The sequence below is a fragment of the Methanotorris igneus Kol 5 genome, from assembly GCF_000214415.1.
GTDB classification, from domain to species: Archaea; AGJL01; Methanococci; order Methanococcales; family Methanococcaceae; genus Methanotorris; species Methanotorris igneus.
This window is the reverse complement of the sequence record NC_015562.1, coordinates 1,442,183-1,457,670: the sequence shown is the minus strand read 5'-3', so window position 1 is coordinate 1,457,670 and position 15,488 is coordinate 1,442,183. Positions and strand designations below refer to the sequence as shown.

Annotated in this window: 14 protein-coding genes and 1 pseudogene; 2 read left to right on the top strand and 13 right to left on the bottom strand. The window is 32.5% G+C overall.

Translation table 11 applies throughout. The features are described from left to right. Window positions 1–86: 86 nt before the first annotated feature. The 4 genes from lysS to pyrB form a co-directional block, all read right to left on the bottom strand. Entirely contained in the window at window positions 87–1,685 is a 1,599-nt protein-coding gene (gene lysS, locus METIG_RS07225; RefSeq protein WP_013799558.1) for a lysine--tRNA ligase, read from the bottom strand. A gap of 299 nt (window positions 1,686–1,984) precedes the next feature. Continuing rightward, entirely contained in the window at window positions 1,985–2,995 is a 1,011-nt protein-coding gene (locus tag METIG_RS07220; RefSeq protein ID WP_048055581.1) for a radical SAM protein, read from the bottom strand. 147 nt (window positions 2,996–3,142) lie between these two features. Beyond that, complete coding sequence (locus METIG_RS07215; RefSeq protein WP_013799556.1) at window positions 3,143–3,532, bottom strand: 30S ribosomal protein S8e; 390 nt, start codon at window positions 3,530–3,532, stop codon at window positions 3,143–3,145. A 353-nt stretch (window positions 3,533–3,885) separates the two neighbouring features. After that, window positions 3,886–4,797, bottom strand: a complete 912-nt coding sequence (gene pyrB, locus METIG_RS07210; RefSeq protein ID WP_013799555.1) for an aspartate carbamoyltransferase — start codon at window positions 4,795–4,797, stop codon at window positions 3,886–3,888. Window positions 4,798–4,952: 155 nt separating this feature from the next. Between pyrB and METIG_RS07205 the strand changes: the two genes are divergently transcribed. Next, window positions 4,953–5,303, top strand: coding sequence for a DUF2304 domain-containing protein (locus METIG_RS07205; protein ID WP_013799554.1), 351 nt, complete (start codon window positions 4,953–4,955; stop codon window positions 5,301–5,303). A 1-nt stretch (window position 5,304) separates the two neighbouring features. Then, window positions 5,305–5,508 carry a hypothetical protein gene (locus METIG_RS07200; protein ID WP_013799553.1) on the top strand — a complete coding sequence of 68 codons (204 nt, stop codon included), beginning with the start codon at window positions 5,305–5,307 and terminating at the stop codon, window positions 5,506–5,508. A 34-nt stretch (window positions 5,509–5,542) separates the two neighbouring features. On the opposite strand, the gene cobM is transcribed toward METIG_RS07200, so the two are convergent. The 9 genes and pseudogenes from cobM to METIG_RS07155 all read right to left on the bottom strand — a co-directional run bounded on the left by cobM (window position 5,543) and on the right by METIG_RS07155 (window position 15,418). After that, complete coding sequence (gene cobM / locus METIG_RS07195; RefSeq protein ID WP_013799552.1) at window positions 5,543–6,313, bottom strand: precorrin-4 C(11)-methyltransferase; 771 nt, start codon at window positions 6,311–6,313, stop codon at window positions 5,543–5,545. 326 nt (window positions 6,314–6,639) lie between these two features. Continuing rightward, the gene (locus METIG_RS07190) at window positions 6,640–7,566 is read right to left on the bottom strand and encodes a nucleoside recognition domain-containing protein (RefSeq protein WP_013799551.1); all 927 of its coding nucleotides are present in this window, start codon (window positions 7,564–7,566) and stop codon (window positions 6,640–6,642) included. 96 nt (window positions 7,567–7,662) lie between these two features. Further along, a pseudogene (gene nifH, locus METIG_RS07185) lies at window positions 7,663–8,544 on the bottom strand (nitrogenase iron protein); the annotation flags it as partial. A 30-nt stretch (window positions 8,545–8,574) separates the two neighbouring features. Further along, window positions 8,575–9,978: a nitrogenase component 1 gene (locus tag METIG_RS07180; RefSeq protein WP_013799549.1), complete on the bottom strand. Its 1,404-nt coding sequence runs from the start codon at window positions 9,976–9,978 to the stop codon at window positions 8,575–8,577. Window positions 9,979–9,989: 11 nt separating this feature from the next. Further along, a complete protein-coding gene (locus METIG_RS07175) occupies window positions 9,990–11,204 on the bottom strand; it encodes a nitrogenase component 1 (protein ID WP_013799548.1) in 1,215 nt (404 codons plus the stop codon). Between the two features lie 137 nt (window positions 11,205–11,341). After that, on the bottom strand, window positions 11,342–11,977 hold the full coding sequence (locus METIG_RS07170) for a class I SAM-dependent methyltransferase (protein ID WP_013799547.1): 636 nt from the start codon (window positions 11,975–11,977) through the stop codon (window positions 11,342–11,344). 51 nt (window positions 11,978–12,028) lie between these two features. Then, window positions 12,029–12,835, bottom strand: a complete 807-nt coding sequence (locus METIG_RS07165; protein WP_013799546.1) for an ABC transporter permease — start codon at window positions 12,833–12,835, stop codon at window positions 12,029–12,031. 23 nt (window positions 12,836–12,858) lie between these two features. After that, on the bottom strand, window positions 12,859–13,794 hold the full coding sequence (nikB, locus tag METIG_RS07160; protein ID WP_013799545.1) for a nickel ABC transporter permease: 936 nt from the start codon (window positions 13,792–13,794) through the stop codon (window positions 12,859–12,861). Between the two features lie 37 nt (window positions 13,795–13,831). Continuing rightward, window positions 13,832–15,418 (bottom strand): ABC transporter substrate-binding protein, encoded by a 1,587-nt coding sequence (locus METIG_RS07155; RefSeq protein ID WP_013799544.1) that lies wholly within the window; start codon window positions 15,416–15,418, stop codon window positions 13,832–13,834. Window positions 15,419–15,488: the final 70 nt, after the last annotated feature.

The window sequence follows — 15,488 nt, the reverse complement described above, 5'->3', positions numbered from 1 at the left end:
ACCATTAGATAAATTAAAAGATCTATTGATTTTGATTATAGTTTTTTGAATTTATATAATTATCCAAAAGAAAAAAAAGAAAAGATTTATTTAAACATACCGTATCTCTTAACAACGAACTCTCTACCAAGAGTCGCTAAGAAACTTCCCAATTTAGGCCCGTATCTCTTTCCTAATAATATTTTATAGGACGCTAAGAATGCCTTCTTTGGCTCCAATCCAACTTCTTTTGCTGTCTCATAAATAAGTTCATGTATGTTTAAGGCATCAAATTCGATATCTTTAATTTTTTCTCCAAAGTATTTAATCCATTCTTTTTGTTTGTCATCCAATTCATTGTATATTTTCTTTGCCTCTTCCTCACTAATTATAACCAACTTCTCTCCGTACTCCAATGCCCAATTTCTCGCCATCATCAACCTATCTTTTAACCTTTCTATGTCATATTCGGTGATGTTGTCCAAATCATAGTTATTCCTCTTTAATATCTCAAACACCTTGTCCATATCCAACTTATCATCTTTCATAGCGAGTTGAGCAATGATGGAGCAGAACCTATATGGCACTTGTAAAGGCATTTTTTCTGGGATTCTTGGGGTGGAGAGTTCATACATCCTCAATTTTTCAATGTCGTTTTCATTTAAATCATCTCTATCTCTATTTTCAAAGTAGAATCTCTCCAAATTATCATAGTTATCAACTAAATCTGGTATCTTCTTCAAATCAAAGTCAATGTGTTTTGCTGGTTTACTCCTAAGCATTAAATACCTCAAAATTTCTGGATGTGCAATTTTTTCCCAATCTTTAACAGCAAACACCACTCCTGATGAGGATGACATTGGTTTAACAACATCTCCAACCTTCAACTGTATCCACTCATAAACAACTTTCTCTGGTGGGATATAGTTGAATACTTCCCTCGCTATTCTCACACCAGTATCGTAAGAACCTCCAGCCGCTGCGTGATCTTTACCCATTGGCTCAACAACAACCCCAAATATACTCCACCTTGCTGGCCAATCCACTCTCCATGGGAGTTTTGCTCTTCCTTTAAATGGTTTAACTGTATTTTCATGCCCACAACTGCATTTGTATGTTACTGTTTGCTCTTCTTTGTTATAACTTATGATTTTTGTTATATTCAACTTGCCACACTTCTCACAAACAACATTCAATGGATACCAGTCCTCTGGTAATGGTTCTTGTTTTGCCCTCTTTCTAAATTCGTCTAAGATGTTTTTTATTTTATCCCTATTTTCCAATACAATCTTTATTTTTTCATCGTAGATACCTTTTTTGTAGTTCTCATCTGCTCTGTATGTTGTTAGCTCAATTCCCAAATCATCCAAACTTTCCAAGAATGGGGTTAAAAAGTGTTCTGCATAACTCTTACAGCACCCTTCTGGGCAAGGGATTTCACTTATTGGCATTCCTACATACTCTGCATAACTCTCTGGTAAGAATGGATATACTTTCCTCAATGGGTCGTAGGTATCTGCAATGAATATAAGTTCTGCATCAACGCCCTTATTTAATAATCCCTTATAAATTGCATCTGCTGTGAGGGTTTCCCTTGCATTTCCTATGTGTATATGTCCTGAGGGTGTTATTCCACAAGCAACTACGTATTTATCCACATCTCTCTTTTTTATCACTTTTTCAGCAATTACATCTGCCCAATGCAAGTCATCGCCTCCTTAATATAATTTTTTAAAATTTATATGGGTTATCCTAAAAGACAAAAATAGTTAATTATCAAAATAAACACAATCTTAAATAAAAATTTTGCCCTAATTTTAGTCAAATTATTTAAAATTGAAAAGAGGGTCTATTAAAAGTTCACTAATAAGTACATAACTATAATTCAAAAATTCAAACATAAGATAACTTTAGTATAAATCATTTTTTTCAGTATTTTTATGATGGATAGAGATATATATTATTGCAGTTTTCATATTAACTCCCCAATTATTATGTTTTATTGTTAAATATCAGTATCTAACCCATATTTTTTAGCCAACAAAAGTGCTTTTGCCATCTCTTCATGATTTAACGCTCTGTCTATATCCTCATAAAGAATAGCTTTATATTCTGGTCTGTATTGGAACATTACATTTACCTTTGCATCTAAATGCTTTCCAATCCACTTAAATATTCTCTCAGTGCAACACTCTAAGTGATTTGGCATAACCAAGTGTCTAATTATAATATCTTCACCCTTTATCATCAAGTGGTTTCTTTTTACAACTTTGCAGTAATTTTTTATCTTAGATAACCTCTCAGCACACCTATCATTTCCAAACTTAAAATCACTCAGCCATAAATCAACGACCCCATCTAATAGATGCATTGCCTCCTCACTCATATACATATTTGAATTCCACACCACTGGAATATTTACATTAACATGCCTTAGGATTTCCAAAATTGTTAGTAAGTGGGGCGTTGGCTCCCCTCCCACAAAATTTACGTTTTTGGATATTGCTCTTTTTTCCTCTATAATCTTTGCCATTAGTTTGCGGTTAACTTTTTTGCAGTAGTTTTCAACTGGAAGATTCTCAAAATAAATCTGTGAAATTTCCCAATTTTGGCAAAATACACATTTAAAATTGCATCCACAAAAAAATATTGTGTGGGAAGGTATTAAAACGTCCTCTTCACCATAGTGCAAAAATTCGGATGAATAATAACTTTCTCCAATTTTACAAAATCCCAACTCTTTCTTTCTATTTACATAACACTTATGCTCACAAAAATGACAATTTTCAAAGATTTTCTTTGCTATCTCTATCTTTAAGTCCAACAAATTGGGATGGGTTATTTTAATGTCCTTTATATTTGTTGTTTCTTTAAATTCATCCATTGCATTTTTATGCATTTCCCAAAGTTCGTCAATATCTTTCTTAGCAAAATTGTCAACCTTTATTGATTTTGAGATTAAAAATTTTGCTGGTAGTTTATTTTCAGAAACTTTTAGATACCTTTCCAATAACATTTTCTCACCAATACTATACACAACACATAAACATAATTAAGCATGGATTATTTATTTAAAATAATTTATTCATTTATTTAAATTTTTAGATTTGGATAATGTAAAAAATTAAGAATTATGACGAAAAATAAAAAATAGAAATTCATCTTATTGTTGCTCAATTAAAACAGCGTTGACAACTCCGTCTTGTCCTGGTCTTGATGTTACTTTTGCTAAACCTAACTCTGTTTCAATAATTGCTCCTTTTGTAATGATGTTTCTTCTGATGTAGTGTTTGTTTGCTTGGTTGTCAACTACGGTTTTAATTGCAACTTTTTTACAAACTCCTGTTTTTGGGTCTAAAACGTTTGCATAGTTTGTTCTTAATAATCTAACTTTTCTATTTCCTCCTCTACATCTAATAATTTTCATCCTTATTTCTTCTGATAAAAGTGTTTCTGTTGGTTCTCTTCCCATTTCATACTTTCTCTTTTTTCTTGCCATTTTGTATTTTCCACCTGTTGGCTTTCTTCTACTCTTTCCTTGCCATACTCCCATATTAACACCCTAAACCTGTTTTAAGTAGTTAGTAGATTGTTTATTCCCATTGGGATATATAAACTTTAACTTGAAGTATAGTTGTTTGTGGAATTTCTTGCATTTATTTAATTGCACAATTCTTTTATAAGAATGACAAATGAAGGTAAAATTTTTAATAAAGAACCACATTTTTCAAATTTTATTTATATTTATGTATTTATATTATTTATATGCAAACAACTATAACCCAATAATAAAAAAGAGACATATATATACTTTGCCATGCGAGCCAAAAGTTTTATTGAATTTATAATATAAAAAATTAACTACTGACAAAATACCTTAACTAATAAATAAAACATAGATATTGGTTATGCTTTTTCAAACTCTTCAATCAAAATCTTCAAAATTGCCATCCTTACTGGAATTCCATAGAAGGACTGTTTAAAGTATTTTGCCTGAGGAAGTTTATCAACTTCGTAATCAATCTCATCAACCCTTGGCAATGGGTGCATAACAATCAAATCTTTATTTTCAACATGCTCCCTCTTTATCTTATAGCTTCCTTTAACCTTCTGATATTCATTCAAATCTGGGAACCTCTCCTTCTGTATCCTTGTAACATAAACAACATCAACATCCAAATCATCAATCTTATCGGATTCATATATCTTAACTCTCCCCTTCAAATCCTCAATGATTTCCCTTGGCATTTTCAATTCTTTTGGGGAAATAAAGTGTAACTCAACACCCTCAAAAAGTGCCAGTGCATAGGAAAGAGAATGGACAGTCCTCCCATACTTCAAATCCCCAACAAATGCAACCCTTATATTATCAATCCTTCCAATCTCTCTCTTTATTGTGTATAAATCCAATAGTGTTTGAGTTGGGTGCTGATTACTCCCATCTCCCGCATTTATAATAGGGACCGATGAGTATTCGCTTGCCAACCTTGCCGCTCCCTCAGCAGGATGCCTTAAAACAATAATATCACAATAATTACTAACAACCCTAATGGTGTCTATTAAACTTTCTCCCTTTGCTACTGAAGTGTTCTCAATATCCCCAAATCCAATAACTTCCCCACCAAGTCTCTTCATTGCAGTTTCAAAAGATAGCCTTGTTCTTGTCGATGGCTCATAGAATATTGTTGCTAAAATCTTTCCTTCTAAAATTTTTGATGGTTTTTTTGAATTTAATATCTCCTCCATCTTCTCTGCTTCATCTAATATTCTCAAAATGTCCTCTTTACCAATATCCCTCATTGAAATAAGATGCCTCATAATCTCCCTCCTAATGCAATATTATTTATAGGCTTTATTTTATATTTATTCCTAATACGGTGGGATGTTATGAGATTCAGTGAAATTTTTAAAAAGTTTCATCAAAGAAATAGGATACTTCGCTCCATCCATATCTTTTCATAGGAGGGATACGTATGGAAATTATACAAATATTTGGAATATTGTTTGCATTGTTTGCATTATCAAGAGTTATTTTGCAGATAAGGAATAGGAACATGAACTTGGATGAAGGAATATTTTGGATATTTGTTTGGACTTTGGTTGTTGTTGTATTGGTATTTCCTCAAACACTTGATTACTTAGCAAGGGTTCTTGGTGTAGGGAGGGGTGTAGATGCTATAATTTACCTAAGCATAGTAGCCCTATTCTACTTAATATATAGGATGTATGCAAAAATGGAACATTTGGAGAGAGAAATTACGAAGGTCGTTAGGGAAATAGCAATTAAAGATAGATATGAACCAAAAGATAAAAATGAGGGATAATATGGATAAATTAGAATTGGTTTTGACTGAGGCCTTGCCTTATGTGTCAAACTTGGAATATGCAAAAGAACTTATATTGAATTCAAAGGATTTAGAGGAGTTAAAAGAAAAGATAAACAACCTCCTTAAGGAAGAGAAGGATATAACAAAAAAGACAGATTTGAGGATAATACTTGAAAAAATTGAGGAGATTGAAAATGAATAAATAATTAGGAAATTAAGTAAATTAACTTTTTTGATTATTTCTTTTTCCTATATTCATGCTCAAATTCTTTATCGTAAAGTTTTGAATATGCATAATGTCTTGGATTTAAAACCTCTCCAACAATAATTAGGGCTGTCTTTTTTATGCCTTCTTTTTTAACCTTCTCTGCTATATCCTTCAAAGTTCCAACAATAATCTTTTCATCTTCCCATGATGCATGATAAACCACTGCAACAGGCGTATCTTCTTTGTAACCCCCTTCTATCAACTCTCTGCAAACCTTGTCAATCATTGAAACTCCCAAATATATTGCCATTGTTGCATTGTGCTTTGCTAAATCCCTTAATTTTTCCTTCTCTGGCATTGGAGTCCTTCCTTCTGGTCTTGTAATGATTACTGTTTGGGAAACATCTGGCAAAGTAAGTTCTACCTTTAAGGATGCTGCTGCAGCAAATAATGAGGTAACTCCAGGAATTATTTCAACATCTATGCCATGCTTTTTTAACTCATCAATCTGCTCCTTAATTGCCCCATAAATGGAGGGATCCCCTGTGTGCAATCTAACAACATTTAGGCCTTTTTTGACATTTTCAACCATAATTTTAACTATTTCTTCCAAATCCATTGTTGCACTGTTATATATCCTTGCGTTCTTTTTGTTGTATTTCAAAAGTTCTTTATTAACCAATGAACCAGCGTATATTATTACATCTGCATTTTCTATTGCCTTTTTTCCCTTTAATGTTATCAACTCTGGGTCTCCTGGACCTGCACCTACAATGACTACTTTTTTACAATCATCCATTTTCTCCCTCAAGTTTTTATATGACATAATCCATTACAAAAATCGAGGATGACTATGTATTTGGATATTGTATAATCGTTTGCGTTATAAGTGGTGTTCATGTTCCTCTGTTGTATTGTATTATAGTCCCGGACGTTAATAAGTGGAAAATTACCATTGGAAAATTATTATGGTTTTATATTCAAAACCAAAATTTAATGACAAAACAAGGTTTTGCCATATAATTTCTGTCCGAGACTATAAATATAATGAGGGATGATGAGACATCGATGTGCTGATTATGAAGAGAACCATTTCCTGACCTCAGTTATTTTAATTTTTAATTTTTAGAACATTAACATTATGAGCATTATTAAAAAAATTTTTATAATTATCGATATTGTATAATTAATCATGGCTAATTTTAAGCCAAATCTACCAAATAATGCAACATAAGTCCCTATAGAGTGCTTTAAATATATCATGGTTATTCCAATTATATTTCCAATTAACAGCGTTAGTAGTGCCTGCTTCTCATTTAACACACCATTCTTTATCAAAATACTCACAGTAGCATATCCTGCGGAGAAATGGGCAAAATTTGCAACTAAAACCATTACTGCTTCTCCCGGTAAATCCAATATGCTAAATATTGGTGTGAATATCTCTTTTATAATATCTATTAAACCAAAAGTCATTAGGCAATGTATTAGTAATGTAAATATTACAATCATAGGAATTACTTTTTTTAGAAGTTTTATAGATTTTTTTATGCCTTTTGTAATAACAGCCCTATTAAATATAATTTTTTCATTGTTGTTGGTATCGATGTTTAAAAATTTTCTTTCAAAAGCGATATTCGAATATATAATTCCAATTAAAGCCATTAAAAATCCAGAAAGCATATTAAAAAGCACGTATATTGTCCCTAATTTATATCCAAGGAGAACAATTGCAAGGGGTAGTTGCACTCTAAATATGCTTTCCCCTAAAATTATTGGTAATGGACTAATTATTGTTGTAACTATAGTTTCCCTACTATTTATTTTATTTTCTTTGTAGAATTTGGCAAGCATGGATTTTCCAACTGTTGGATTTATAAAATTCCCTAATAACGCCACTACACATTCTTCAGGTAAATTTGAGATTAAACACAATGGTTTTGTTATTTTCTTAATTATGGACAATAGATTTGTTTCTTCAATGATTCCTGCAATAATAATCCCAACTGATGATAAAAGGATTGTTTGAGTTAAATAGGATAATACATCCAATGGTATCGCCCTTATGCATTTTAGTAAATATAAATAAATAACAATGAAATAAAAATGTTGTAAATAAGATTAATTTGCGAATAAATTAACACTAAATTAGTTCCTCATTTTTTTAATCCTTTCCTTAATAGCCAATCCAATTTGCATTAATTCCTTGTTTTCCAATGGATTTGGGATAACTCCATTTTTATTTTTGTAAATCTTCTTAGCAAGTTCTCTATAAATTGATGCAATCTCACTGTCTGGGGCATATTCAATAACCGTCTTACCCTCAATCTCCGCCTCAGCAATTAACAAAGAATTTGGAATTTTACCAATAATCTCAGTTCCCAATTTTTTAGCAAACTCAGTAACAATATCCTCCGCATCCAAAGAACCCCTAACGTTATAAATTAAACCACCTAACCTACTTCCACCTCTTTTTGCAAATTCTTTCATCCCTCTGCAAATATTGTTTGCAGCATACATAGCCATGTAATCGGAAGAAGTAACAATATAAATTTGCTCAGCCAACCCCATCCTCAAAGGCATCGCGAATCCACCGCAAACAACATCCCCAAGGACATCATATAAAACAACATCAACTCCCAACTCTTCAAAAACATTCATCTTCTTTAACAAATCAATAGCAACAATAACACCCCTCCCAGCACACCCATAACCCGGTTTAGGACCCCCTGCCTCAATACAATAAATACCCTTATATCCCTTATAAACAATCTCATCCATTTCAATCTTTTTTCCCTCTATTGCATCCTCCAAACTGAGTTTCTCCATACCCTTCTCCCTCAACGTATCTAAAACCGTTGGAATCTCTTCTCCTCCCCTTAAATTCGATGTACAATCATGCTTCGGATCACAACCAACAACCATAACCCTTTTCCCCTCATCTGCCAATGCCGCCGCTATATTACAGACAGTCGTCGATTTACCAATTCCCCCTTTCCCATAAAAAGCGATCTGTTTCAAAATACCACCCTTATTCTTATTTTTATAAAATAATTTTGATCAGTCCTTATAATCACAATACCAGCATGTTTGGAATATATCAACAATGTTTGCCCAGTAGTTTGATAAACTTGGATATTTCATTGAATAATCTATATTTCCCAATAGTAAGTGTGATTTTGGTTCTTTGGAGATGATTTTATAGGCCTCCCTTGCTATATTTATAGAATTGCTAAAACCCATTTTTGATATCTGCATCATCCTCCTCATATCGAATAATTTTATGCCGTTTCTTAAATATTCAAACATGTTATTTTCCATTCCACCTACGCACAATTCAATACCATGTTCCTTCATTGCCTTTATTTCTTCCTCAGTAGTTGGATTTATCAATACTTCTGGGGCATATCCTTGATGATTTTCAATAAATCTTATCATTGAATTGGATATATGCTTAATAGCATTTTCTTTCATCATTAAACTCATTCTTCTAGTTTTTAATATTAAAACAGGGCATTCCATTCCTACATCTTCAATCAATGTTTGCATTGCTCCCCCATGAACTGAAAATCCACTTGCTATTTTTTTACCTTTTAATTTATTCCTATATTTTTCAAGTTTTTCATCTGCTTCCTTTTTTCTTTTTTCAATCACATTAGTATCTAAATCTAAGATATCAGCAATAGCATACAAATATTTGGCAAATCCATTTAAGGTTGTTAGAGAGTCCTCTATTTTCAGCCGGGGAGGTACAAGATATTTTGTCCCAAATTTCTTCTCAACATACAAAACCCAATCTGCTGGAAAATCTACCAAATTGAGCTCAGCCCTTGGAATGTTTTTTATATCTTCAACGGTGTTGTTGTTGAAATAAACTCCATTGACATGAGCTCCCATCTCTTTCAAAATATCTACAAATTCATCAACTAAATCTGTTCTATGGTATGAAAGTTTGCAGATATTCAGACTTTTTTCAATTTTATCCTGTTCCTCCATTACCTGAGTGGCTAATGAATATAATACACTTTGCATGCCAACGGGAGCTCTCTTTGCATTTCCTGTGTCATATATAATTTTTGCATCAATCATATCTCTGACTTCATCCAATGTAATATCGTAGTCCTCTCCAATCAAATCTGGGGCACATGTTGAGATAATTAATATGAGTTCAGGATGGTATTTTTTATTAACCTCTAAAATCTTTTCTACCAATTTCTCATGACCGCCATAAACTGTATCAACCTCTGTTAAATTTGTGCAAGGTAAATTATAGGTTATCTCATAAGGTGCAAAAGTGTTTATCTTCCTTTGAAATGCACAGCCTACTGGTGAATGGAGTATTGGGATACATCCTTTTATTTGATTTGCAATCCTTAAAGCCCCACAAACCTTTCCAGGAATACCGCTTTGCCTATGCAGTGGAAGGTTTGAACAAATCCTTATTTTCTGTTCTTTATACTGCATATCGCCACCCATTATGCTTTTATAATTTCATTTATAATTCTTTCAATAATTACAGAAACACCCCTAAATCCAGCAAGTGGAGTATTACTTAAAGATATTTCATCAACCACTGGATAGGAGAACCTTATTAATGGTATGTTTTTATTTTGTGCTATTTTCTTTTCATAACTGGAACCAAACAGTATCTCAATATCATTTTCCATAATTTTATCTTCCAGTTCCTTTCTGTCGTCTATAACAACATTTTCCACGATATGCTTAATTTCCTTTATTTTGCTGTCGATATTGTAAAATTTTGAAATTCCCAAGGTATCAATGTCAAACCCAATCTCATCAGACAAAAATTTGGCAAATCCAAATGCCTTATAATCTCCAACTACTGCGGAGTTCATGCCGTAGAATCCTTTTAAATAGAACTGAACCTTTTCAACAGTTTTGATTATCCTCTTCTTTTCCTCTTCAACAAACTTAAAATCAACATTAACATACTCATTTAGCGAGTTTAAAAACTCCAAGGTTCCATTTAAGCCATATGGATAATCAACAACAACATATGGGATGTCAAATTTCTTTTTCATTAATTCTGCCAATTTAATTCCATCTCCAAAGACGACATTTAATTCAGCATTTGGAGCATTCTTTATTGAATCGAAAGTGTCGCAGGTTAAAATAGAATTTATATTAACTCCTGCATTGCTACAAATTCTTTTTATTTCTTCAATATCTTCCTTAGCTTTGAAATCATCTATTTTTATGCCAATTAAATTTATTGAGTTTGGAATGGTTTCTTTTTGTTCCATAAATTGAACTAATGATTTTAATGCTTCTTCATAACCCAAATACGCCAAACTGTGGTATCCTGCTCCACTAAAATAGATTATATCCATATCTTCGCCAATCTCCCTCTTTGCCATATTCACAACACTTTCTAAATCTTCCCCTAAAATACCAGATGAACAGCAATCCATAACAACAATAAAATTTGGTTTAATAGTCTCATATACCTTTTTTATTGCCAATAAACACTTGTTCTCTGCACCATAAACCAAATCCCTTTGATGCATTCCAGAAACTGCAACTCTCCAATCACTGTTATCCTGTAAAACTTCCAACATCATCACACCAGAGTGACATCCCGGTGGTGAGTGAAGTATTATATATCCATCAAGTATTCCATTAAATGCCCTAACGGCACCAATCATTCTACAACCCTGCAAAGGTTCCACTTAAATCACCAATTATCTTATTAACATTTTTAATGTAATTTAACATAAATTATTACATAATATTTATTGTTTATTACTAAATTATTAATATATTCAGAGTTTCCTAATTATACTTCACTTCAATAAAATAAAGAAAATTAACAGGTTTTTTCACAAACAATCATTAAATTTATCTTCTCACAGTCTAGAGTTTCTACTTTAAATGTCAAATTACATTCATTTGCTATTTCTTTGAATCTTTCCAAATCTAACCCATTTGAAAAAGGCAAATTTTTTATAACCTTATCATCATCATAATGATGCTTGGCAACATTAACCCCTCTACTCTCACTTTCAATTAATATTATTTTTCCTCCATCTTTTAAAACCCTCATCCATTCTTTAATTGCCTTCTTAGGATTTGGGAGCGTCCATAATATATGCCTCTCCACAATAGCATCAAAGGTATTATCTTCAAAGGGTAGGTTTTCTGCATCCCCTACCATAAACTCGATATCCAATCCCAAATTCTTTGCTTTCTCTCTCGCTTTATTTAACATTCCTTCAGACAAATCAATTCCAACAACCTCATGCCCTAACTCAGCCAAGATTAAAGATAAAAAACCTGTCCCACACCCAACATCGAGGATCTTCATTTTCCTTTTAAGTATCTCCTTTAAAGCATTTTTAACAACTTTCTTATCCTTTTCAGAATTCACTCCGTGGGCTGGAATTTTGTCATAGTTCTTTGCATGTTCGTTCCATCTTGATTTTATATACTCCTTAATATTCATTTTATCACCTTTCCATTTTAGTATTATAATAACTTCAATTTTTATTATTTTTTATTCAATTCTATTCTCTCTTGGGTCTAAAATGTCTCTTAATGCATCACCAATAGTATTAAACATCAATACACAGAACGATAACACCAAACCTGGAAAGATCATCATCCAAGGGGCTGTATCAATGTAAGTTACAGACTCTTTCAACATAAGCCCTAATTCAGGAGTTGGAGGCTGAACTCCAAATCCAAGAAAACTTAAGCCTGCTATAGATAATACAGAATGTCCAATCATTAGAGTTGCAAGAGGGATTATTGGAATTATTGCATTTGGGAGGATGTGCTTAATTAATATATAGAAATTACTTCCTCCAGAGGTTCTTGCTAGGGTAACAAAATCCCTCTCTTTTAAAGATAAAACCTCTCCCCTTATGATTCTTGCATAACTTGCCCAACCTAATAAAGATAAAGCCAAAACCAACACAACCATACTCTGCCCAAATATTGAGACTATAGCCAAGGCAAAAATGATGTTTGGAAATGCTATTACTATATCTATAATTCTACTAATTATTTCATCAACAATTCCACCATAGTACCCTGCTATCAATCCAAGAGATATTCCAATAATTAATGATATTGCCTCAATACAAACAGCAAGAATAAGAGAAATCCTCAAACCACATAATGTTCTTTTAAATAAATCCCTACCAAAATTATCCGTCCCAAATGGATGTTCTAAACTTGGCTTTTGAAGTTTTTCAGTGAAGTCTATTTTATTCACATCTTTAAAAATATATGGAGACAATATTGAGACAAGGAATATTAAAACAACCATAGATAGTGATAAAATAAACCTTTTATTCATATTAGACCCCTTAACATGAGCTCTTAACCATACCTAATCCTTGGATCTAAGATTGTATAGGATATATCAACTATTAAATTTGCAATAACAACCAAAATTCCAATTATGAAGACAGTACCTGAAACTGCAGGAAAATCTTTTGCATTTATGGCTTCAATGAGATAACTTCCTATCCCAGGCCATCCAAAAATACTCTCAACTATAACACTTCCACCAAGTAAATACGTGGTTTTCATACCTATCAAAGTTATAACTGGGAGAAAAGCATTCTTTAATACATGTTTAAGAATAATGATTCGTTCTGAGAGCCCCTTGGCTCTTGCTGTTAATACATAATCACTGTTAAACACTTCAAGGATAGAGACTCTCAAAACCCTCGCCAATGATCCAGCCATTCCTAATCCTAATGCCAATGAAGGGAGGATTAAACTATATACCCCATTATATCCAAAAGTATCAATGATTCTAAGTTTTACAGAAAAGATCCATATTAGCAATAATGCCAACCAAAAGTTTGGTATAGACATGTTTATTGATGCATAAGCTCTAACAATATTATCAATAAAACTGTCTTTATAAACTGCAGATAACACACCCATCAAAATTCCCAATATTAAATAAACAACAGTAGCCCCTAACATTAGCATGAGTGTATATGGTAATCTTGCCATTATTTCATCAATAACAGGTTCTCCGTTTTGTAATGATGTTCCAAAATCTCCTCTTAATACTTTACTAAGCCAAATTAAGTAGAGTTCATAAAATGGTTTGTCCAATCCAAGCTTTTTTTCATATTCTTTAACAAGCTCACTATTTGGCCCTGCGTCTGGAGATTTTTGCTCTAATATAATCTCTGCAGCATTTCCAGGGGAGAAATAAAGCAAAGAAAATGAAATCAATGAAACTGCTATCGCCGTAGGGATGATTAAAAATAATCTCTTTATTATAAAGCCTTTCATAAACCACACCCTAAAAAAGATAAAAGAATAAATAATATTATTCTATTGTGACATTACTTAGATCAATACATCCAACATCTGGATCAAATCTAAATCCTTTTATATTGTCTTTAAAGACAAACACCCTTGGCCTAACATAAAGCCCAGTGGCTGGACAAAAGTCGTATTCTATTTTCCAAAGTTCATTCCATGCATTTTTAATTTCTTCATCACTTCCAGTGTATATTATATTAATTAATTCCTTGACTCTGTCATTTACTCCAAATTTAATCCCAAAACTGTCGTATCCATCATCCATGCATCTCCATTTTAGGTATCTAACAGGTGGAGCAACCCAAGGATGTGTTCTACAGATGTCCCAATCTCCTTTTTTGGCTCTTTCTTTTCTTGCTTTCTTTTCCAAACATACAATATTTAGGTCAATACCAATGTCTCTTAAGTTTTTTTGTATATACACCGCTGTGTCTCTTTCCATTTGTGTATTTCCTGTTATTAATGTTAATCTTAATGGCTTTCCATCTTTATCTTCTAATATGCCGTCTCCATTTGTGTCTTTATAACCTGCCTCTGCAAGGAGTTGCTTAGCTTTTTCTGGGTTGTAGTAGTATGGTTTAACATTTTTTGGCCCGTTCTTAAATTCTGGCAATAGTAAATGTCCTGTTGGTTGTGGAATTCCATTGAATAAATTTTTAGATATTCCTTCTCTATCAATTGCATAGGCAATTGCCTGCCTAACCCTTTTATCAGTTAGCGGTCCTTTTTTGTAATTGAAACAATATGTTTCAATAGTTCCCTTATCTGCAATCATTACTTTTAATCCTGGCGTTTTTTGTAATTCCGGAATTCTCTGAGCAGGAACTGATAAATAATGCTCTGTCACTCCAATTGCATCTACAGCCCCACTCTTTAGAGCCATGATTCTTGCATTCTCGTCAGGGATCACTTTCCAAATGACTTTTTCAATTTTAGGTATCTTTTCTTTGTTCCAATAGTTATCATTTCTTACTAAAACAGCTTTTTGGCCTTTTTGATATTCTTTTAATATGAATGGCCCAGTTCCAATCCATTTTATGATATTTCCTTTATCATCTACAGTCTCTGGCAAAGTTAAGTATATTCTTGGAAGTTCTTCTAACAATGGTGCATAAGGTTCCTTAAATTTGAGTTTTAAAGTATAGTTATCAATTTTTTCTATGCTATCAAGATATTTTATGTATCTACAGTATCTGTATGGTGCCCAATACTCAAGTGAGAATTTAACGACATCGGCATTAGCCTCTTTTCCATTTGTGAAATAAACTCCTTTCCTAATATGGAGAATATAGGTTTTCTTATCTTTTGAAACTTCCCAACTCTCTATAATATTTGGTTTTGGGGAGAAGTCATCATTGTATTTCATCAAAGTGTCAAATACTAAACTTTTACTTTCAAACGAATCTTTGAAATCGTTCTGAGCTCCTAATGTCAATACCTGCGGTTTTATTTGATTCTGTATTTGGGTATTTGTATTAGTATTTGCATTAGTTTGTGGTTGTGTAGTGGTTTCTGTTGCTGTAGTGCATCCACACATCGCTACTGTGAATATAAGCAGTCCACATAATAGGAGAATTCCAATTCTCTTCATATTCAAAGTATCACCTTTTTAAAATTTCTTAAATTTCTTAAAATATGTAACCCATAATGTATTATAAACT

Bases quoted from the DNA above. Each gene is read 5' to 3' on its own strand.
- METIG_RS07170 (WP_013799547.1), bottom strand. From the start codon at position 11,977: ATGAATATTAAGGAGTATATAAAATCAAGATGGAACGAACATGCAAAG.
- METIG_RS07215 (WP_013799556.1), bottom strand. From the start codon at position 3,532: ATGGGAGTATGGCAAGGAAAGAGTAGAAGAAAGCCAACAGGTGGAAAA.
- METIG_RS07205 (WP_013799554.1), top strand. From the start codon at position 4,953: ATGGAAATTATACAAATATTTGGAATATTGTTTGCATTGTTTGCATTA.
- METIG_RS07200 (WP_013799553.1), top strand. From the start codon at position 5,305: ATGGATAAATTAGAATTGGTTTTGACTGAGGCCTTGCCTTATGTGTCA.
- pyrB (WP_013799555.1), bottom strand. From the start codon at position 4,797: ATGAGGCATCTTATTTCAATGAGGGATATTGGTAAAGAGGACATTTTG.
- cobM (WP_013799552.1), bottom strand. From the start codon at position 6,313: ATGGATGATTGTAAAAAAGTAGTCATTGTAGGTGCAGGTCCAGGAGAC.
- METIG_RS07180 (WP_013799549.1), bottom strand. From the start codon at position 9,978: ATGCAGTATAAAGAACAGAAAATAAGGATTTGTTCAAACCTTCCACTG.
- METIG_RS07165 (WP_013799546.1), bottom strand. From the start codon at position 12,835: ATGAATAAAAGGTTTATTTTATCACTATCTATGGTTGTTTTAATATTC.
- nikB (WP_013799545.1), bottom strand. From the start codon at position 13,794: ATGAAAGGCTTTATAATAAAGAGATTATTTTTAATCATCCCTACGGCG.
- METIG_RS07220 (WP_048055581.1), bottom strand. From the start codon at position 2,995: ATGTTATTGGAAAGGTATCTAAAAGTTTCTGAAAATAAACTACCAGCA.
- METIG_RS07155 (WP_013799544.1), bottom strand. From the start codon at position 15,418: ATGAAGAGAATTGGAATTCTCCTATTATGTGGACTGCTTATATTCACA.